The sequence below is a fragment of the Sphingobacterium sp. lm-10 genome (assembly GCF_023554555.1).
GTDB lineage: Bacteria > Bacteroidota > Bacteroidia > Sphingobacteriales > Sphingobacteriaceae > Sphingobacterium.
Genome location: NZ_JAMJWC010000001.1, coordinates 568,663 through 588,513 on the forward strand (window position 1 = coordinate 568,663; position 19,851 = coordinate 588,513).

The 19,851-nt window shown below is 44.7% G+C and carries 17 protein-coding genes and 1 riboswitch; of the genes, 13 read left to right on the forward strand and 4 right to left on the reverse strand.

Features of this window, described 5'->3' with window-relative positions:
* Positions 1–155: 155 nt before the first annotated feature.
* The 8 genes from M8998_RS02160 (at position 156) to M8998_RS02195 (ending at position 11,310) form a co-directional block, all read left to right on the forward strand.
* On the forward strand, positions 156–1,019 hold the full coding sequence (locus M8998_RS02160) for a helix-turn-helix domain-containing protein (RefSeq protein ID WP_249990349.1): 864 nt from the start codon (positions 156–158) through the stop codon (positions 1,017–1,019).
* A gap of 117 nt (positions 1,020–1,136) precedes the next feature.
* Positions 1,137–2,051 carry a dihydrodipicolinate synthase family protein gene (locus M8998_RS02165; RefSeq protein ID WP_249990350.1) on the forward strand — a complete coding sequence of 305 codons (915 nt, stop codon included), beginning with the start codon at positions 1,137–1,139 and terminating at the stop codon, positions 2,049–2,051.
* A 9-nt stretch (positions 2,052–2,060) separates the two neighbouring features.
* On the forward strand, positions 2,061–3,545 hold the full coding sequence (locus tag M8998_RS02170) for an aldehyde dehydrogenase (NADP(+)) (protein WP_249990351.1): 1,485 nt from the start codon (positions 2,061–2,063) through the stop codon (positions 3,543–3,545).
* Between the two features lie 27 nt (positions 3,546–3,572).
* The gene (locus M8998_RS02175) at positions 3,573–4,571 is read left to right on the forward strand and encodes a 4-hydroxyproline epimerase (protein ID WP_249990352.1); all 999 of its coding nucleotides are present in this window, start codon (positions 3,573–3,575) and stop codon (positions 4,569–4,571) included.
* Between the two features lie 24 nt (positions 4,572–4,595).
* Positions 4,596–5,870, forward strand: a complete 1,275-nt coding sequence (locus M8998_RS02180; protein WP_249990353.1) for an NAD(P)/FAD-dependent oxidoreductase — start codon at positions 4,596–4,598, stop codon at positions 5,868–5,870.
* A gap of 20 nt (positions 5,871–5,890) precedes the next feature.
* Positions 5,891–7,639, forward strand: a complete 1,749-nt coding sequence (locus M8998_RS02185) for a DUF885 family protein (protein ID WP_249990354.1) — start codon at positions 5,891–5,893, stop codon at positions 7,637–7,639.
* 18 nt (positions 7,640–7,657) lie between these two features.
* Positions 7,658–9,073 carry an APC family permease gene (locus M8998_RS02190; RefSeq protein ID WP_249990355.1) on the forward strand — a complete coding sequence of 472 codons (1,416 nt, stop codon included), beginning with the start codon at positions 7,658–7,660 and terminating at the stop codon, positions 9,071–9,073.
* On the forward strand, positions 9,070–11,310 hold the full coding sequence (locus M8998_RS02195; protein ID WP_249990356.1) for a S9 family peptidase: 2,241 nt from the start codon (positions 9,070–9,072) through the stop codon (positions 11,308–11,310). The genes M8998_RS02190 and M8998_RS02195 overlap by 4 nt, the downstream gene beginning before the upstream one ends.
* A gap of 43 nt (positions 11,311–11,353) precedes the next feature.
* Here the strand turns inward: M8998_RS02195 and trxA are convergent, their stop codons facing one another.
* Positions 11,354–11,647 (reverse strand): thioredoxin, encoded by a 294-nt coding sequence (gene trxA, locus M8998_RS02200; protein WP_249990357.1) that lies wholly within the window; start codon positions 11,645–11,647, stop codon positions 11,354–11,356.
* A 224-nt stretch (positions 11,648–11,871) separates the two neighbouring features.
* Between trxA and M8998_RS02205 the strand changes: the two genes are divergently transcribed.
* The gene (locus M8998_RS02205) at positions 11,872–13,005 is read left to right on the forward strand and encodes a DUF2891 domain-containing protein (protein ID WP_249990358.1); all 1,134 of its coding nucleotides are present in this window, start codon (positions 11,872–11,874) and stop codon (positions 13,003–13,005) included.
* A gap of 14 nt (positions 13,006–13,019) precedes the next feature.
* Here M8998_RS02205 and M8998_RS02210 read toward each other — a convergent pair whose 3' ends face one another.
* Both M8998_RS02210 and M8998_RS02215 read right to left on the reverse strand, forming a co-directional pair.
* Positions 13,020–13,289, reverse strand: a complete 270-nt coding sequence (locus tag M8998_RS02210) for a 5-oxoprolinase (protein WP_249990359.1) — start codon at positions 13,287–13,289, stop codon at positions 13,020–13,022.
* A gap of 46 nt (positions 13,290–13,335) precedes the next feature.
* Positions 13,336–13,432: riboswitch (SAM-I-IV-variant riboswitch) on the reverse strand.
* Positions 13,433–13,469: 37 nt separating this feature from the next.
* A complete protein-coding gene (locus tag M8998_RS02215; protein ID WP_249990360.1) occupies positions 13,470–14,348 on the reverse strand; it encodes a DUF72 domain-containing protein in 879 nt (292 codons plus the stop codon).
* Between the two features lie 83 nt (positions 14,349–14,431).
* Here M8998_RS02215 and guaA point away from each other — a divergent pair, with 83 nt between their 5' ends.
* The 3 genes from guaA to M8998_RS02230 are packed head-to-tail and all read left to right on the forward strand — an operon-like array spanning position 14,432 to position 18,442.
* Positions 14,432–15,982, forward strand: a complete 1,551-nt coding sequence (gene guaA, locus M8998_RS02220; protein WP_249990361.1) for a glutamine-hydrolyzing GMP synthase — start codon at positions 14,432–14,434, stop codon at positions 15,980–15,982.
* 13 nt (positions 15,983–15,995) lie between these two features.
* Positions 15,996–17,261 carry an ABC transporter substrate-binding protein gene (locus M8998_RS02225; RefSeq protein ID WP_249990362.1) on the forward strand — a complete coding sequence of 422 codons (1,266 nt, stop codon included), beginning with the start codon at positions 15,996–15,998 and terminating at the stop codon, positions 17,259–17,261.
* An 8-nt stretch (positions 17,262–17,269) separates the two neighbouring features.
* Complete coding sequence (locus M8998_RS02230; protein ID WP_249990363.1) at positions 17,270–18,442, forward strand: RsmB/NOP family class I SAM-dependent RNA methyltransferase; 1,173 nt, start codon at positions 17,270–17,272, stop codon at positions 18,440–18,442.
* A gap of 3 nt (positions 18,443–18,445) precedes the next feature.
* On the opposite strand, the gene M8998_RS02235 is transcribed toward M8998_RS02230, so the two are convergent.
* Positions 18,446–18,916 (reverse strand): universal stress protein, encoded by a 471-nt coding sequence (locus M8998_RS02235; protein ID WP_249990364.1) that lies wholly within the window; start codon positions 18,914–18,916, stop codon positions 18,446–18,448.
* Between the two features lie 137 nt (positions 18,917–19,053).
* Here M8998_RS02235 and M8998_RS02240 point away from each other — a divergent pair, with 137 nt between their 5' ends.
* Positions 19,054–19,842, forward strand: a complete 789-nt coding sequence (locus tag M8998_RS02240) for a C40 family peptidase (protein WP_249990365.1) — start codon at positions 19,054–19,056, stop codon at positions 19,840–19,842.
* Positions 19,843–19,851 lie beyond the last annotated feature (9 nt).

Here is a 19,851-nt window from a genome sequence, read left to right on the forward strand (position 1 = left end):
GATGATTTGCTTGTAAACCGGATTTTACCGCATACTATTCGGAAATTAATCTCTTTTTGAAAGAAGATTTTTTTTGTTAAATTTTCGCGTATTTCTTGTGAAGGAATTGTTTTTAAGTTTATCTTAGTGTTAACAACTAACATAATCCTTCTACTATGAAACCGATTCAATACAGCGTTCCAGTACCTAAGGACAGGACCGTATTTATCCAGGAAGATGTTTTGGACAAGTTTTATCCTTATATGCACCGGCATAAGGAGTACCAATTGATATGGATTGTAGCCGGAGATGGGCAGCTGCTCGTGGATGATAACTTACACGACTTTCAGGAAGGGGATATATTCTTGTTAGGCTCTAACCAAGCGCATGTGTTCAAAAACCGTCCTTTGGGTGAGTGCGTGCGTTCGGTATCCGTATTTTTTAGTGATAAAGGTGCACTCGCGAATATGCTGCACTTACCGGAGTTGAGTGTTTTACTCGATTTTATCAGCAAAAATAAGCGCGGATTTCAAGTGCCAAAAGACCAACTTTCCAGAGTACGTCGCCGGTTTGATATTCTGAAAAAATCTGACCACATGGATCAGTTAATTAACTTTTGCTACTTACTGCGGGCGTTGAATGCGGTTTCTTCCGAACTAAAACCGCTGTCGGGCATATCCATCGGAGAATCGGAAGAGGTAGGTTCTTTTCGCATCCATGCACTGTGTCGTTATATAGAACATAATTTCAGAGAGAACATTAGCTTAGACGCGGTATCCGACAAAGCCAACCTAACACCACAAGCGTTCTGTCGTTTTTTCAAACGAAGCACCGGCAAAACCTTTGTCTCTTACCTCAATGAAATTCGGGTAAGGGAAGCTTGTCGCTTGTTGGGGTCTTCTCGCTACGATTCTATTGCAGGCATTGCCTATGATTGTGGATTTAACAGCATCACGAATTTTAATCGCGTATTTCGTAGTGTTACTGGTTTGTCGCCAAAAGAGTATGTCCTTAGTTATCAAAATATTTTATACCAATAAAATTCTGATGGTTAATATCAAGTAAGTAATGATTAAAAGGCGGTTAGTCGCCGCACAGATAAGTCGGTAGCTTTGATTCTAATAAATTAGATACATAAAACTTAGTATAGACTGACTATGGCCGATTTAAATTGGAAGGGAATCTATCCCGCTGTGTTGACACCTTTTACGGAAAACGGTGATATTGATTATGACATGTTTGCCAAGAATACCCGCGCACAACTTAAAGCAGGAGTACATGGAATCATTGTAGCGGGCACATTAGGAGATGCTGCTGCATTGGATTTGGAGGAGAAATTTGACTTGTTGAAGTACGCTAGGCAGGTGGTAGGAGATCAAATTCCTGTGATCCTAAATATCGCTGAAAACACCACCCGTAATGCAGTGTCTTTTGCAAAGAGAGCAGCTGAACTTGGTGCGGATGGATTGATGCTGTTACCACCGATGCGGTATAAAGCGGACGATCGCGAGGTGGTTGAATATTTTAAAGCTGTAGCAAAAGCCACCGATTTACCGGTTCTTATCTATAATAACCCAGTGGATTACAGCACGTTCGTAAACTTGGATATGTTTGCCGAATTGGCTGAATACCCTACTATCCAGGCAGTAAAGGAATCAACACGTGATCTGGCGAATGTGACGCGCATGAAAAACCGTTTTGGCGACCGTTTCAGCATTTTGGGCGGAGTGGATACGATTTCTTTAGAAACACTTTTCTTAGGAGCTGATGGATTAGTGGCTGGTCTGGTAGATGCCTTTCCAAATGAAACCATGGCCATGTACAACTACGCGCAGCAAGGTGAGATCGCAAAAGCGGTCGAAATATATCGGTGGTTTATGCCATTATTGGAGTTAGACATTCATCCAAAATTGATTCAATACATCAAATTAGCCGCTACCGCAGAAGGAATTAGTACGCCACATACGCGTGCACCGAGATTACCATTAGTAGGTGAAGAAGCGGATCGTGTACAGAAAATTATTCAAGATAGCATCGCCAAACGTCCGGTATTGGACGAAGTGCCTGCATAAAAACGACAAATGGATCAAACAAAGGAGATATTAGATGCGTACGTGCAGCATGCCGTCGGCGCGTTTCAATTTTTGAAGGCGACGACAGTACAGCAGAGAGCCGCATTTATGAGAGGAGTAGCAGATGCTATTGAAGCATTAGATGATAATTTGCTGAATTTGGCACATGCCGAATCGGCTTTGCCAATGGCTCGTTTGCAAGGAGAGAAGGCGCGTACTGTCGGTCAATGGCGTAGCTACGCCGATGCGGTGGCAAAAGGAACCTATCTCGATGTGCGCATTGATCAGGCAGATGCCGAAAAGGGTAAGAATGATATTCGAAAGTACAGCATCGGATTGGGTCCTGTGTTGGTTTTTGGTGCCAGTAACTTCCCTTTTGCTTTTTCTACTGCTGGAGGCGATACGGCTAGTGCCATTGGTGCTGGCTGTCCTGTACTGGTAAAAGCGCATCCCGCACACCCTAAAACTTCTCAACTAATGGCCGATACCATCAGCCACGCCCTGAAAAAGTTCGGCTGGCCAGAAGGTGTATTCGGTCATGTTGCGGGTGATCGAGTAGCAGGCACACAAATACTTGTAGGTGCTTACCTCACCGCACATCCGGGCATTCAAGCGGTCGGTTTTACGGGCTCGCAACAAGGTGGAAAAGCATTGGTCGCGGTGGCGGCAGCACGTGAAGTGCCCATTCCGGTTTTTGCAGAAATGGGAAGCGTGAATCCCGTGTTTGCACTACCTCAATTACTCGAAAAAAATGCTATTGAACTAGCACAGCAATATGTAGGTTCTTTGACTTTAGGTACCGGACAATTCTGTACCAATCCAGGGATCTTTATTGCACAAGCAGGCGAAGCATTTGACCGCTTTAAAGAAGCCGTGCAGCAAGCCATTGCGGCAGCAAAGCCAACCGCTATGTTACACAGTGGTATCGCGAAAAACTATTTGGAGAAAAAGCAAGCAACGAGCACGCACAAAGCGGTGACCATACTGGCGCAGTCAGACGTGAGTGCAGAGGATACACAGGGGCAGCCCACAGTAGCTTTAACATCTGGTCAGGCCTTTCTAAACGCGCCCGAATTGGCCGAAGAAGTATTCGGACCGTTTGCATTACTCGTAGAGGCAGAATCAACAGAGCAACTATTGGCTATTGCCAACAATCTGGAAGGACAGCTTACGGCTACCATAGCCGCTACCGAACAAGATCTGGAAGCGAACGCTGCGCTGATCAGCGTAGTGCAGGATAAGGTAGGCCGTCTCTTGTTTAACGGCATGCCTACCGGTGTAGAAGTCGTTTATGCGATGCAACACGGCGGCCCATTTCCAGCCACCAGCGATCCGCGCTTTACTTCTGTCGGTCCTGATGCCGTAAAACGATTTGTGCGACCGATTGCTTTCCAGAACTGGCCAGAGAAAAGCTTACCAGCAGAATTGCAGTCGAGCAATCCCTTACAATTAACACGCATAGTGGATGGTACACTTACCGCCGCCACTTTATAATATCGCTGTCTACATGTCACATGCATCATGAAAAAGACTTTTTTTTGTATTGACGCCCATACCTGCGGCTGTCCTGTACGTCTAGTTGCTGGTGGTGTACCACTTCTACCTGGTAAAACCATGATGGAACGACGGTTGCATTTTATGGCAGAGTACGATTGGATTCGTAAAGGACTCATGTTTGAGCCACGCGGACACGATATGATGAGCGGAAGCTTGTTGTATCCGCCTACAGATCCTGCCAACGATGTAGGTGTTTTATACATTGAAACTAGTGGCTGCTTACCGATGTGTGGGCACGGCACGATCGGCACGGTGACCATCGCCATCGAAGAAGGACTAATCCAACCCAAAGTACCCGGCAAATTGCGTTTGGAGACGCCGGCTGGTCTTATTCATATCGATTATGTGCAAGAGGGCGCGAAGGTAAAGACGGTGAAACTCACCAACGTGAAATCATTTCTCTATGCCGAAGGGTTAACGGTGGATTGTCCTGATTTGGGTGAAATTGTAGCAGATGTGGCGTATGGAGGCAATTTCTACGCCATCATCGACCCACAAGCGAATTTCAAAGACATCAGCGATTTTAGTGCAAGCCAACTTATTCATTACGGCAAGATCATCCGTAAGCTACTCAGCGAAAAATATAATTTCGTACACCCAGAAGATCCGCTTATTTTCGGACTAACGCATATTCAGTGGACAGGAAAACCGCTGAAAGAAAACTCTATGGGCCGGAATGCCGTGTTGGTAGGGGAGAATGCGTTGGATCGCTCGCCGTGTGGCACGGGTACCTCTGCACGACTAGCGCAATGGTACGCCAAAGGCAAACTGACGACAGGAGATGTTTTCGTGCACGAAAGTTACATCGGTTCACAATTTATTGGACGGATCGAGCAAGAAACAAGGATAGTAGATCGCCCCGCCATTATACCTTCCATAGAAGGTTGGGCGCGTATTACTGGCTACAACCAAATTATTATTGATGATGAAGATCCCTACTTTGAGGGATTTCAAGTCATGTAACAAACATTTAATACATCCAGAAACGTGTCTATAACTACTACAGAGAAAACAAATAAAGGGAAAGTGCTCGTCGTAGGCGCGGGTATTGCCGGCTTATGTAGCGCATATTATCTTCAAAAAGCGGGTTGGGAAGTACAGGTGCTGGACAAAGACGATGGGCTTAACAACTGCTCCATTGGCAATGCCGGGATGATTGTGCCGAGCCATTTCACCCCGTTGGCAGCCCCTGGAATCGTAGCTCAAGGACTTCGCTGGATGCTCGATAGCAAAAGCCCATTTTACGTCCGCCCGTCCCTCAATCCGGAGTTGATCAGTTGGGGATTAAAATTTCTGCGACACGCCAACGAGAAGCATGTTAACACACATGCAGAAGCGATACGCGATCTAAATTTATACAGTAGTCAGCTTTACGATATACTGAAGGATGAGGTCGGATTCGACTTTGAATTGCGGCAAAATGGCATTATGATGCTGTACAAATCGAAGGCTGCCGAACATGAAGAACAGGAATTAGCCGACCGGGCAAGATCATTAGGTCTGGATGCGGTACCGTATGATAAAGCAGGGATACAAGCTTTGGAACCAAACCTTCGGTTGGATGCAGTAGGCGGTATTCTGTATAACTGCGATGGTATTCTCTCGCCATCCAAATTAATGCACGGATTGACGGTTCTCCTAAAAAGCGCTGGTGTCACTTTTAACTACCATACCGCAGTAGAAGGATTTCAGGTTTCAGGCAACAAAGTGAAAGCCGTAAAAACGTCAAAAGGTACTTTTGATGCCGATGAGGTCGTGATCACGGGCGGAGCTTCCTTACCCGGATTAGTGCGGAACTTAGGCATAAAAACACCGTTGATGCCGGGCAAAGGATACTCCTTCATGGTAGAACCGCCTGAGAATACTGCGATGCAACACGCCGCTTTGCTGGTCGAAGCCCGCGTAGCGGTAACACCGATGAACGGACAAATTCGTTTCAGCGGCACGATGGAACTAGGCCCTGCCAATGATCGGATTTACACTAACCGTGTTAAAGGTATTGTAGAAGCGATTCCTAATTATTTTCCTGATTTGGAGGTGTCTTACCCCGAACAAGTTTGGTATGGTTACCGACCCTGTTCGCCAGACGGCTTGCCGTACCTTGGTCGTTCATCTCGTTATCAGAATCTCTCGATTGCAGGCGGTGCCGGTATGATGGGATTAAGCCTCGGACCGGCTTTTGGAAAAACCATTGCTGATCTACTCGATGGCCACGCGCCGCAAACAGATATAAAGGGATTTCGACCCGAGCGGTTTCAATAACTCCCCAAAACCCTTCTTATATGATCACTATTCGCTCTCAACTAATCATCGGTTTTTGCTCCTTAGCGACCGCGCTTGCCCAAGCTCAACATATGAATGAACATACTACGCCGCTAGAACCTTACGTGATCCGATATGGTCATGATGAGCAGGCGATCAATTATTTTTACGGCCCGATGCCGAAAGGATGGGGTTTTCAGCGCTCGGCGCCATCTCCAGAACAAATGAATCGCTTGCTGGTATTGGATCGCACTTATTTCAAAGAATTGGAAGAAGTGGATTACCAAAACCTACCAACGGGTGGACAAGTGGATTATCAATTGCTAAAGCGCAAAATAGCAAGGCATAGCGAAGACCTACAAGCTGATCTCGAAACCTACAAACGCTTAGAGCATTATTTGCCTTTTGCTGCCGTGATCTATGATTTCGAGCAAAAAAGACGTCGCGGACATGAGGTTGATGCGAAGAAGCTAGCTACGGATTTACAGCATGCGATTAAGCTAATAGAACAGCAAAGCGAACAGATTAAGAATGGCAAAGCCATCCCATCGGCAGATGTACAATTCCTGACGGAAATGATAGAAAGCGTGAAGCAGAGATTGGCTAGCGCTTTTGACTTTTATAATGGGTACGATACCGAGTTTACTTGGTGGATGCCTACTACGTTTGCAGATGTCAATACACAACTAGATCAGTACAAGGAAGTGCTTGCGGCTAAAAGCGATTGGAAAGTGTATGACGATGGGAGCAATATTGGCGGGAAGCCAATCGGCAAAAAAATGCTCAACCAGAAATTGCAAGATGAAATGATTGCGTACACCGCTGATGAACTATTGGCTATCGCCGATAAGGAATGGGCCTGGTGCGTGGCAGAATTGCTGAAAGCATCCAGAGAAATGGGATTTGGCGACGACTGGCAGGCAGCACAGGAAAAAGTAAAGAATACCTACGTTCCGGTAGGAAAGCAGCCGGAACTCATCAATGAACTGTATGACAAGGCGCAAGCTTTTATTAAACAAAATCAGTTGATGGATATTCCACCATTGGCGGATGAAACTTGGGGAATGATTATGATGACGCCCGAACGGCAGTTGGTCAATCCATTTTTCACAGGGGGTCGGGAGATCAGTATCTCGTATCCAACGAATACCATGACCTACGATCAGAAAATGATGAGCATGCGGGGCAATAACCCGTACTTTTCGTTAGGTACTGTGCAGCATGAGTTAGTGCCGGGGCATCACTTACAGTACTTTATGAACCGCCGATACAAACCGTATCGCGCGCAGCATTTCAATACGCCATTCTGGACAGAAGGCTGGACGTTGTATTGGGAGTTACTGTTGTACAGAATGGGATTTGCCAAAACACCGGAAGAACGTATCGGTATGCTTTTTTGGCGCATGCACCGCTGTGCCCGCATCACCTTTAGCATCAAATTCCATTTGGGGGAATGGACACCGCAGCAATGCATCGATTATTTGGTGAACGAAGTAGGCCACGAACCGGCGAATGCGCATGGTGAGGTGAAGCGTTCTTTTGAAGGATCGTACGATCCATTGTATCAATTAGCGTATATGATCGGTGGCTTGCAATTGCTCAGCATTAGCGACGAACTCGTTGGGGGCGGGAAGATGTCGTATGCGGAATTTCATGATCGCGTGATCAAGGAGAATTACTTGCCGATGGAGATGCTACGCGCAATATTGACGGATCAAAAAGTACCTCTCAATTATAAACCAGTATGGAAATTCTATTCAGCTAACTAACGACTAACGCACCTCATTATGAATAACGAATCTCCAGAATTTAAAAAGTCTTTAGGTCTGCTGGATGCCACCATGCTGGTGGCTGGAAGCATGATTGGATCGGGTATATTCATCGTATCATCCGACATTGCCCGACATACAGGATCTGCGGGCTGGTTGATGGTCGTATGGTTGATTGCCGGATTTATGACCTTGACTGCTGCACTCAGTTATGGCGAGTTGAGCGCGATGTTTCCGCGCGCCGGTGGGCAGTACATCTATCTCAAAGAAGCGTACAGTCCGCTGGTAAGTTTCACCTTTGGCTGGACATTTTTCGCCGTCATTCACACGGCGACCATCGCTGCAGTAGGCGTGGCATTTTCTAAGTTTACCGCCTACCTTTTTCCTATACTCGACGAAGACGTTATATTGTGGTCGCTAGGTACTTATGAAATATCGTATGCACAGGTGCTCGCCATCGCTGTCATCTTTTTACTCACGTTCATCAATACCCTGGGCGTGCAAAATGGAAAATCCATACAAACGATTATTACCCTATTAAAACTTTTGAGCCTAGTCTTATTAGTAGGTTTCGGCTTTTGGGCATTCGATAGCGATGTATGGCAGCAGAACTGGGGCACCGCTGATACCTGGAAGTTACAAAATTTATCGAAGGAGGGCTTTTATACCGACTATACTGTTATGGGAGCACTAGGTGCACTTTCAGCGGCGCTGGTTGGCGCTTTGTTTAGTAGTGATTCCTGGCATACATCCTCTGCAGTGGCCGGGGAAATTAAAAACCCAAAACGTAATATTGGATTGAGTTTAGCATTGGGCACCATGATTGTTACGGTAGTTTACCTGCTGACGAATCTGATGTACACGGGCGTTTTGCCCTTGTCCGAAATGGCTGCTGCTCCGAAAGATCGCGTGGCCATGGTCGCTGCGCAAGAAATTTTTGGTCCGGTAGGCATTACTATATTAGCCATTATGATTATGGTCAGCACCTTCGGATGTAATAATGGACTCATCTTAGCCGGTGCCCGTATCTACTATTCGATGGCACAAGATGGCCTTTTCTTTAAAAAGACGGGAGAACTGAATAAAAACTCCGTGCCGGCCTATGCTTTATGGTTTCAAGGAATTGTGGCTGCACTGTGGTGCCTTACAGGTCGTTATGGAGATCTGCTCGATATGATTACCTGCGTGGTCGTGATCTTTTACATGTTGTGCATTATCGGTGTATTTATTTTACGGAGAAAACGACCGGATATACCTCGGCCATACCGTGCTTTTGGATATCCTGTTCTGCCGGCGATTTATATTTTGATGGGATTGTCTTTCATTGTACTGCTGGTTATCTATAAACCACAGTTTACCTGGCCTGGTATCGGCATTACACTGGCCGGCATTCCTTTGTATTATTTAATTAAAAAGAAGAATCAAGTGATATGAAAATAACGCTAGTTGCGGTCTTATCTACCTTTTACCTCGCATCCGGCTTTGCGCAGGGTGGGGCGGAAGATTACGATCGTTCGAAAGAAATGCGAGAACATACCCGCAATAAAGTATATCAGGTTCCGCAACAAATTACCTGGTCCAAAGCGGGTGATGCCTTTGCTTATCGTGTGCGTTTGCGCGATGCCGGTAGCACCTATGTGTTGGTAGATGCCACTCGTAAAACGAAGGTGAAGGTCGATGCGGCAGCATTGACTACGCAACTTTCTGAGCAACTTGGGAAACCCACACGCTTGGAAGATATTTCAGAGCGGGATTTTGAAGTGCTCGACGCGCAAAGCATAAGCTTTTCTGCCGGAAAAAACAGTTGGCAGTGGGATAATGCGCAGAAGAAATTGACTAAGTTAAAAGAGGTGGACACGGAGCATAGTGGTGGTTACTGGGGTCGCCGTGGCGACGACGCAGTAGGAGAGCCCATCGTTTCACCGAACGACACCTACGTCGCTTTTATCAAAAATAACAATGTGTATGTGCGAAAAAAGGAAGACAATAATAACGATGCTGCGCGTCAGCTGACCTACGACGGCAGTCCGGGCGATTATTATTCTTCCCGCTTATACTGGTCTGCCGATAGTCGCAAACTGGCAGCTTTTCGCGTACGCAAGGCAGAAGTTCGGCAGCTTACCTTATTAGAATCTTCCCCTCTCGATCAATTGCAGCCGAAATTGCAAACTAGGGATTACGTAAAGCCTGGCGATGCTTTGCCACAATATACACCGACTATCCTAGATGTAGAAAACGGAGATCTCAAAGCGGTAGATGCTACCCTAATCAGTAATCAATTTTCGCTGACACCTCCTGTATGGAATAAAAATAATACAGCGATCACCTTTGAGTATAATCAACGTGGACATCAACGCTACGAGATTCTGGAATTATCTGCGACTACCGGTGCTACCAGAAGTGTTATCGCAGAAGTAAGCCCTACGTTTATTGATTATAGCGGAAAGAAATACCGCAAAGACCTCGAAGATTCGGGCGAGATCATCTGGGCATCAGAGCGCGACGGATGGAATCACTTATATCTTTTTGATGCCAGTAATGGGCAAGTAAAAAATCAGATCACCAAAGGTAATTGGGTGGTGCGTGGGGTGACGCATGTAGATGAAGTATCACGAGAGATTTATTTTCAGGCGAGTGGTATGAAAAAAGGAGAGGACCCTTACTTAGTTCACTATTATGTGATCGGCATGAATGGCAAAGGTTTGCGGGAATTAACACCAGAAGAAGCCAATCATCAGGCGTATTTCAACGCTTCGCACCAACTGTTTGTGGATGTGTACTCGCGTGCTGACCAATCTCCGGTGGCTTTATTGCGTGATGCGAAAGATGGAAAAATGCTGATGGATCTCGAGAAATCCGACCTAAGCGCATTGGAAGAAACTGGCTGGCAAAAGCCAGAGGTTTTTCAAGCGAAGGGACGCGACGGGGAAACGGATATTTGGGGGGTTATTATTCGACCTTCCAATTTTGATCCACAGAAAAAATACCCGGTTATTGAGTATATCTATGCCGGTCCGCACAGTGCCTTCGTGCCGAAGTCTTTTTTTGCGAATCCTTCCGGCATGCACGAGCTGGCGGAGTTGGGCTTTATTGTCGTACAGATTGATGGCATGGGTACCTCGCACCGTTCAAAAGCATTTCATGATGTGGCTTGGAAAAATTTAAAAGACGCAGGCTTTCCAGATCGCATCGCCTGGATGAAAGCAGCGGCAGCGCAATATGACTATATGGATTTAGAACGCGTAGGTATTTACGGGACGTCAGCGGGTGGACAATCGTCTACCGCAGGCTTACTTTTTCATCCCGAATTCTACAAAGTGGGTGTCTCATCCTGCGGATGTCACGACAATCGGATGGACAAAATTTGGTGGAATGAGCAGTGGATGGGCTGGCCTGTGGGGCCAGAGTACATTGCCTGTTCGAATGTAGAAAACGCCCATCTTTTGGAAGGAAAGCTGTTATTAATCGTAGGAGAACTGGACGACAATGTAGATCCATCGTCCACGTACCAGTTAGTGGATCAGTTAATCAAGCATGGCAAAGATCATGATTTTATTATGGTGCCTGGTATGGGGCACTCATCGGGAGGTGATTTTGGTGAACGCAAACGTCGCGACTTCTTCGTCAAACACCTATTACAGGTGGATCCGCCAACCTGGAATAGGAGCTAATAAAAGTCGATATTTATTGCGAAACGGATCCTCCTGTCTCCAATTATTTGTTTTCATTGATCAGTCGTTCCAGCTCATTCGCAGGAACGACACCAGATTGGCGCCAACGAACAGTTCCTTTTTTAAAAATAATGAGCGTAGGCACGCCTTGTACTTGATACGCCGCCGCTGCGGTTGGATTTTTGTCTACATCTATTTTGATAATATTGGCTTCGTCACCGACACGTTGCTTTAATTCTTCTAAGATGGGCGGCATCATTTTACATGGCCCACACCATTCGGCAAAGAAGTCTACTAATACGGGCTTATCACTGTTTATTATTTCCTGAAATGTCATATTGTTATTTGTATCGTCCTATTAAAAAATATAAATCTGCCAAATAGCGTGCCGTAAAGGTTATTGGTTTCAACTATAACATTCGATTTATCATCGTTTATTAAGGTGTCATAGTTGCTAAATAGATACTATCCATTAAAGTAAAATATTGAGTAGGCCTTTCTGTACACATCACTGAATTTACTATCTTTAGTGTTTCATTATTTATATTATAGATTTAATACATGATCATACGTGATACAATAGGTAAGTTCGCTTTCTTAATCTTGTTCCTATTTGCCAGTAGCTTTTTGTTTTCCTGCCAGAATAACCAAACTAACGACAAAAAAGCAGTCGCGACTGAAAAGCCAACTCCAAAATTTGCTTTGAGCCAACAGCAGGCGAAGACTATTTTTGATATGCCGGTCCATTGTATTACGGTAGAATACCCCAATAAATTGGGGCAGTCTTTAGGAGGCGATGCTGATCTTAAACCACCGCGTGCATTGCGACCTATTTTTTACGGATGTTTTGATTGGCACTCATCGGTACATGGCTATTGGTCTATCATCAAATTGATGAAATCTTTCGATAACCTGGATCAAGACGGTGCGGTGCGTAGCACATTGAATGCGCTAATCACGGATGAGAACGCGGCTATTGAGAAGGCTTTCTTTGAAGATAAAAACAACCTCTCATTTGAGCGTACTTATGGTTGGGCTTGGTTATTTAAGTTGCAGGAAGAGTTGGTAACATGGGACGATGCCGATGCCCAGCGATGGAGCAGATCTTTGCAACCCATGGTCGATCTTCTGCGAGGTAAGTTGTTGGATTACTTGCCTAAGTTAGTTTATCCCATCCGTAGTGGAAAGCATGACAATACCGCTTTTGGTCTGTCATTGATGTACGATTACGCATTGACGGTTGAAGACGAAGCATTAGCCGATATTATTGCAGAACATGCTACTCGCCTATATAAAGAGGATAAAAACTGTGACTTTTCTTATGAGCCGAGTGGTTCAGACTTTCTTTCGCCTTGTCTGGAGGAAGCCTATCTGATGAGCAAAGTTTTAGATAGAGAAGCATATGAAACCTGGCTTCATGCCTTTCTGCCGCAAATGTATGAAGCTGATTTTCAGTTGAAACCTGCTATTGTGAAAGATCGCACCGACGGTCAGCTAGTCCACCTAGATGGCCTAAACTATAGTCGTGCAGCCTGTCTGTATGGCATTGCGCATCAAGTTCCGGCGTTAGCACATCTGCGTACAATCGCCGATGAGCACATGGCTTTTTCTTTACCAAACCTTACCAAGGAAGACGATTACATGGGCTCACACTGGTTAGGAACTTTTGCACTTTATGCCATTACGCATCAATAAACACGGGTTCATAACTAACAGGCAAGCGGAATTAAGGTGTTGTCGTCACCCAACTCAACGGGTACTAGCTGAATAGTGGTAAACCCATCGTCGTGAGATACGATGCGCGACAGATCTACGCCTTTACGCGCAAGACTGTTCAATACGGCAGTTCTAAAAGCTGCTTTTTGTGTACCCCAGGATTTGTTTCGGACGAGATCGTTATTCAAGTTAACGAGCTCCTTGACGGAATAGTGGTGAAAATTTTGAACCAAATGCTGGTACAGTTCGTTTGGAGTTTGCATACAATACAATTATTAAAGGTGAAACCATCAATCGTATTCAGAACGGCAATATAATCTGTTTTGGAATGAATCCCGTATTATAAAAACCACCGCGGTTCTGCGAACTCGGTTGGTATTGCGTCAGGCAATTCTGAATACTCTACAAACTTAGTAGAGTATTCGTTAATCTCCAAATAAACTTTAAAATAATTTGTCAGCATTCGGTAATTTCAAATTCAAGTCAAAGGATTTATTTATCAGTTTGATGAAATGATCTGCTAGCATGGGGGATTCGACTTCCATGTTCTGGTGGATAAAGAAATACAGTTTCTGTAATCCAGCCTTTCTCCATTCGCGGATGCGTTTCACCCAATCTTCTAAGCGTGTGTAATCAGAAGGAGCGTTGGCGCCCACATAACGCACAAAAGCAATTGGTGTAGTTAGTCGCATGTGCAATAAATCCCTACGTCCGGCGGTATCGGTGATGATATTGGTCTTTTCTGTTTTCTCCAACAAGGAATAATAGCGCGCAGCAACCTCTTGATCACTAAACCAAGCTTCATTACGCACTTCTATCGCTAAAGGATATCCCGCGGGGAAGTTTTTCAGAAATGACTCCAATCGTTCAAAATCTTTGGGCTTAAAGTTATCGTGCATTTGTAAAAAAGCCATTCCCAACTTATCTTCAAATAGCACGGTGGCATCTACAAAGGTTTCTACTTTTTCATCGGTATTAAGCAAGCGGCCATAATGACTAATAGATTGAGGAATTTTAGGGAAAAATTTAAAATCCTTTCCGGTCTTGTCTTTCCAGGTTTGCACCTGATCCTTGGAGGGAGAGTTATAGAATGTCGCGTTTAATTCAATAGAATTGAATTTCGTAGCATAGTACGCGAGTTCATCTTTAGTGCCGCGCGGGTAAAATCCTTTGAGCTCTTTTTTATTCCATTTGGCACAGCCAACAAATACCTCAAACGGCGCGTCTGATTGATGCGCTTTCAGTAGTTCCAGCGTTGCTGATGGCGTATTGGGAAGGGAGAAATCAATAGATGATGGGTCTGTAACGCTGCCAAATTTCATATCTGCTTATTAAGAAAAGTGTAAATGCTAAGGTAAGAAGATTTCGCCGTGTAAAACTCATCCTGAATATGTAACTTTGCGCCATGTCAGAAAAAATTATTATCCTCGATTTTGGGTCACAATATACGCAGTTGATCGCGCGTCGTGTGCGCGAATTGAATGTTTACTGTGAAATTCATCCATTTAATAACATCCCTACCTTCGATGAAACAGTTAAAGGTATCATTTTTTCAGGTAGTCCATACTCTGTGCGTCAGGAAGATGCACCGCAAGTAGACTACGCTGCTATGATGCGGGATTACCCCGTGCTGGGCGTTTGTTATGGCGCTCAATATCTGGCACAGCATTCTGGGGGAGAGGTTTTGCCTTCCGAGATTAGAGAATACGGAAGAGCAAATTTATTATATGTTGATCAGGAGAATCCATTGTTGACTGGCATTCCTACACAATCACAGGTGTGGATGTCGCATGGAGATACCATTAAAGAAGTGCCCTCTACGTTTCGCGTGATCGCAAGTACCGACAAGGTACGCGTAGCAGCTTACCATATCGAAGGTACTCGTACGTACGGAATTCAGTTTCATCCGGAGGTAACGCATAGTACCGACGGACAGGTATTGGTGAAAAACTTTGTCGTGAATATCTGTGGTTGTACACAAGACTGGACAGCAGATGCCTTCGTAGAAATGACTATAGCCGACTTGAAAGCACAATTGGGCAACGATCACGTCATCATGGCTTTATCTGGCGGAGTGGATTCTACCGTAGCAGCCGTATTGCTGCACCAAGCTATTGGAGATAAGCTGCACTGTTTTTTCGTGGATCACGGTTTATTACGTAAGAATGAGTACCAGCAAGTGTTGGATTCTTACGAGCATATGGGGCTTAATATCAAAGGCGTAAACGCCAAAGAACAATTTTACAGCAAATTAGCTGGTGTTTCAGACCCGGAGCAAAAGCGTAAAATTATCGGTGCATCGTTCATCGATGTATTTGATGATGCTGCGAAACAAATTCAGGCAGAATTGCCGGATGGTGTAGAGGCGAAGTGGCTTGGGCAGGGTACTATTTATCCGGACGTTATTGAGTCTATCTCCGTAAATGGACCTTCGGCAACCATCAAATCACACCATAATGTGGGTGGATTACCAGATTATATGAAGCTGAATGTCATTGAACCGTTAAGAACGTTGTTCAAGGATGAAGTAAGGCGTGTTGGAAAGACGCTGGAAGTAGATCCTACTATCTTAGGCAGACATCCATTTCCAGGTCCTGGTTTCGGTATTCGTATTTTGGGCGATGTAACTGCTGAAAAGGTACGAATTTTGCAAGAAGCAGATGACATCTACATTCGTAATCTTCGTGAGTCAGGATGGTACGATAAAATCTGGCAGGCAGGCACCATTTTCTTGCCAGTACAATCGGTAGGAGTGATGGGCGATGAGCGCACCTACGAACATGTAGTCGCATTACGTGCAGTAGGTTCTCTAGATGGGATGACTGCCGATTGGATTCATCTACCGTATGATCTTTTGGCTAAGATATCCAATGAGATCATCAACCATGTGAAAGGCATCAACCGCGTGGTGTACGATATCAGTTCAAAACCGCCCGCAACGATAGAGTGGGAATAAAATAAAGAAAAAAATGAAGTGTACTTATCTAATAGGTTTTTTTGCCGCGCTGATAGCGGTATCATCTTGTTCGCCTAAGACGACTACAGGGGTTTTACGTTCGCCTGGTCAGAAAACAGGTCGTGTGGATGGTACGCGAGATCAAGCGGAAGCTGTTCGTGAAGATAAGTCACGTGATCTCGAAGAGCCTGTTTCGGAGAAAGCAAAATTGTATGCTGGCGGTACGATTGCCTTGATTCTACCTTTTCAACTGGATAGGGTAGCTTCCAGCGCGGTCTCGGAAGAGGATGTAAAACGCTCCGCGCTGGCATTAGATTTCTATCAGGGATTTCAGATGGGTTTACAGCAAATCGCAAAATCCAATAAGCGCGTTGAACTGCAAGTACTGGATTCTCGCGATAATGCAGGGCACAACGCCAATTTGGCAAGATCTCAGGAAGTTAAGGATGCCATGCTTATTGTAGGGCCCATTTATCCGGCAGAGATCAAATCGTTTAGTGCTGCAATGATGAATTCCAATAATCGCGTGTTGCAGGTCAATCCTTTGGCAGCGACTATGCCGACAGAGTTTAACCTTCCCAATTTGGTGTCGGTAACGCCTCCCATCAGTATTCACATGCGTGCGGTATCTGCCGAGTTGGCAAAAAACTATAAAAATGGCGATGTTGTTGTCATTTATAATTCTGCAAATAGCGATCATCAACAGTTTATCCAAGGATTTCCCGATGATATCAAAGAACGACTTCCTTATGCGGAGGTTTTATCGGTGTCATCCCCATCTGAACTGAACGAAAGATTGACTTCAGGCGTGGTGTACCATATTATCAGCGGTACTACGGATAGAAATCAGCTGAAGGCGATGTTGAATGTAATGGACGAACGATCGCTGTCTGACAATATGGAATTCCGTCTTTATGGACATCCACTTTGGAGTCGGGTAGATTTCAGCTCATACAGTAACTTTACGTTCTATCGTCCGGTAATCACCTCGGAAAGTCATTTGAATCCATTGTCGAACGCAACACGCAGCTTTCAATCTGCGTACAAAAATGCTTACGGTATAGAACCATCCGATCATGCCTACAAAGGTTTCGACTCGGGAACTTATTTTGGTAATCTATTGCAGAAATACGGCAACGATTACGCGGAGTATATCAATAAAGAAACTTTTGACGGATTGTATAGCAGCTATAAATTCAATCGTAACGATCGTTGGGGCTATGTAAATTTTGGCGTTAGTCTGATGGAGTATCGCTTTGGTAAATTCCAAGCCCGCTAAAAGATACTATGCTGGAGAAACGGGTAATGCATCAAATCCGGAACGCGATCAAAGTGCTGGAAAATTATCGATACGGCGAACCACTGTCCCGGTTTTTGACAAAATTCTACAAGTCGAATCGGCAAATGGGGTCTACGGACAGACGTATTACCTCTCGTTTATGTTATAATTATTTTCGTTTAGGCGCTGCTTTTACTGATCTGGATATAGAAGAGAAGTTGGTCGTTGCCGAATTCTTGTGCGAACAAAAAAGTGATGTGGTATCGGTCAAATATCCCGCTTGGAATACAGAGATCGCCAAGCCAGTGGAAGAAAAGATCGCATTGGTGGAAGAACGGTACGGCAAATTTCTGCAAGACGTCTTCCGGGTATTATCTGATGTCTCTTCCGAAGTGAATACAGCGATTTTCATTCCCAGTCTATTCATCCAACCAAAGCTATTTATTCGGGTAAAGAGAGCTAACCTCAGCCAAGTATTGCGTGTACTGCAACAAGCAGAAGTGCCGCATGAGCACGTGAACGGGCAGACAATCGCATTTCCGAATGGCTTTAATGTAGCCGGTATCCGCGAAATTGCAGGTATGTACGAGGTACAGGATCTATCATCGCAACGTACGCAATCGTTGCTCCATCTACAAGCCGGAGAAGCCTGGTGGGATTGCTGTGCTGCATCTGGTGGCAAATCTCTGATGATGTTGGATCAATGTCCAGGTATCAAGCTGTTGGTGTCCGATATTCGCCTGACCATCTTGCGTAATTTGCAAGAACGTTTTGAGCAGGCGGGCATTAGTAATTCAGATTACAGGCAAAAGATCTTAGACCTGTCGCAACCGGTAATCCACCTGATGGAAGGAGAGCAGTTTGATGGAATCCTTGTCGATGCCCCGTGCACCGGATCAGGTACTTGGGGGCGCACACCGGAGATGATGATGCAGTTTGATGCAAAATCACTATCCCGTTTTTCTCATTTACAACGCGATATTATAAGAAATGTCCTCCCATTTTTAAAATCAGGAGGACAATTACTATATATTACCTGTTCGGTGTTTGCTGATGAAAATGAAGTCGTTACATCTTATGTGAAACAGAATTATGGCTTGCAATTAATCCATGAAGAGTACCTATTAGGTTACGGAGAACAAGCGGATTCGATGTATATTGCTCGTTTTCAAAAAAACTAAATCTTATTCTTCGTCAGAGTGACCTGGTACAACCAATACCGGACAAGTGGATTTACGAATGACGGATTCTGCAACACTTCCCGAGAGGAAATGATCAAATCCAGTTCGCCCATTTGTACCCATGATAATCAAGTCTGCTTTCCACTCTTCGGCGGTAGTCAGAATTTCGTCGCGTACGGTACCAATTGTATTGAATATGGTAATCTCTTTCGCGCCAGAGAACTGACTACGTAAGCCTTCTAGATGCCGTTCGGCAGCGTTCTGTTGTACTTCCGAAACCTCAGGTACTACAATAGGCTGCTGTCCAAGCAATGGATCGGCTCCAAAATTGGCGGGAGCAGTTACTGGCGTCACCGTTAACAAAGCTACCGTTGACTGCCAGCCATTTACCAATGGTTTCGCATATTCCACTGCCTTTTCAGAACAGGGGCTGTCATCAAGCGCAATCAGTATTCTCTCAAATTTATTTTCCATCTTGTAAATAGCTTTAGTTTTGTTCTTAACAGAATAACCAGTAGGATGGTTTTTTTGTTTTATTATCGAGATAATTACCCGCATCTTATTGTATTTCCCTTCATAAAGGAATCAGAAAATACCCCTAACTTGCAGCAATGAAAAGACAGGCTGTTTGTAATTTATCTATAGTTCCGCTTAGGGCAGAACCTTCACATCGTAGCGAGCAGGTCTCCCAACTGCTTTTTGGAGAATACTTCACGATTCTCGAAGAACGTCCGGAATGGCTGTTGATCAAATGTGCCGATCCAGCCTATGAAGGATGGATACAACGTGGACAATATGCTACGCTGGAAAGAGCTTCGACTGATTTTACCATTGTTGATGTGAAGGATGCCATCGTTACAATAGGAGAGAATAGACCATTTCCGCTGTTGCATGGATGTGTATTGCCTAATGCGGAAGAGATGATCTTAGACGATCAAACTTGCTTAATACAAGGATCTATACGAAAACCTTCTCTACTTGATTTTGAAGACGAGTTTCCCAAATTGATCGATTACTATCTAGGTGCACCGTACTTGTGGGGAGGTCGAAGCCGTTTTGGAATTGACTGTTCTGGGCTAGTGCAATTGATATTTCGGCATTTTGCCGTTTCTCTAAGCAGAGATGCTTCCCAGCAAGCATTGCAGGGAGAAACTATCGATTTTTTGCAGGAGGTTAAAGTAGGTGATCTGGCTTTTTTTGATAACGAAGAAGGACATATTACTCATGTAGGTATTTTGTTAGATCCGGAATCAATCTTGCATGCCTCCGCTAATGTACGCATTGATCAGATAGATACGACCGGGATCTATAATGCCAAGCTGAAAACGTATACCCATCGTTTGCGCATCATCAAACGTATTCTTACCGATAGCTTAATACAAGAAAATCCTACTGAATAATACTTTCAG

What these genes read in the sequence shown, in the direction of transcription:
- M8998_RS02160 (WP_249990349.1), top strand. Translation starts at nt 156, where the DNA reads ATGAAACCGATTCAATACAGCGTTCCAGTACCTAAGGACAGGACCGTA.
- M8998_RS02165 (WP_249990350.1), top strand. Translation starts at nt 1,137, where the DNA reads ATGGCCGATTTAAATTGGAAGGGAATCTATCCCGCTGTGTTGACACCT.
- M8998_RS02170 (WP_249990351.1), top strand. Translation starts at nt 2,061, where the DNA reads ATGGATCAAACAAAGGAGATATTAGATGCGTACGTGCAGCATGCCGTC.
- M8998_RS02175 (WP_249990352.1), top strand. Translation starts at nt 3,573, where the DNA reads ATGAAAAAGACTTTTTTTTGTATTGACGCCCATACCTGCGGCTGTCCT.
- M8998_RS02185 (WP_249990354.1), top strand. Translation starts at nt 5,891, where the DNA reads ATGATCACTATTCGCTCTCAACTAATCATCGGTTTTTGCTCCTTAGCG.
- M8998_RS02190 (WP_249990355.1), top strand. Translation starts at nt 7,658, where the DNA reads ATGAATAACGAATCTCCAGAATTTAAAAAGTCTTTAGGTCTGCTGGAT.
- M8998_RS02195 (WP_249990356.1), top strand. Translation starts at nt 9,070, where the DNA reads ATGAAAATAACGCTAGTTGCGGTCTTATCTACCTTTTACCTCGCATCC.
- trxA (WP_249990357.1), bottom strand. Translation starts at nt 11,647, where the DNA reads ATGACATTTCAGGAAATAATAAACAGTGATAAGCCCGTATTAGTAGAC.
- M8998_RS02205 (WP_249990358.1), top strand. Translation starts at nt 11,872, where the DNA reads ATGATCATACGTGATACAATAGGTAAGTTCGCTTTCTTAATCTTGTTC.
- M8998_RS02210 (WP_249990359.1), bottom strand. Translation starts at nt 13,289, where the DNA reads ATGCAAACTCCAAACGAACTGTACCAGCATTTGGTTCAAAATTTTCAC.
- M8998_RS02215 (WP_249990360.1), bottom strand. Translation starts at nt 14,348, where the DNA reads ATGAAATTTGGCAGCGTTACAGACCCATCATCTATTGATTTCTCCCTT.
- guaA (WP_249990361.1), top strand. Translation starts at nt 14,432, where the DNA reads ATGTCAGAAAAAATTATTATCCTCGATTTTGGGTCACAATATACGCAG.
- M8998_RS02225 (WP_249990362.1), top strand. Translation starts at nt 15,996, where the DNA reads ATGAAGTGTACTTATCTAATAGGTTTTTTTGCCGCGCTGATAGCGGTA.
- M8998_RS02230 (WP_249990363.1), top strand. Translation starts at nt 17,270, where the DNA reads ATGCTGGAGAAACGGGTAATGCATCAAATCCGGAACGCGATCAAAGTG.
- M8998_RS02235 (WP_249990364.1), bottom strand. Translation starts at nt 18,916, where the DNA reads ATGGAAAATAAATTTGAGAGAATACTGATTGCGCTTGATGACAGCCCC.
- M8998_RS02240 (WP_249990365.1), top strand. Translation starts at nt 19,054, where the DNA reads ATGAAAAGACAGGCTGTTTGTAATTTATCTATAGTTCCGCTTAGGGCA.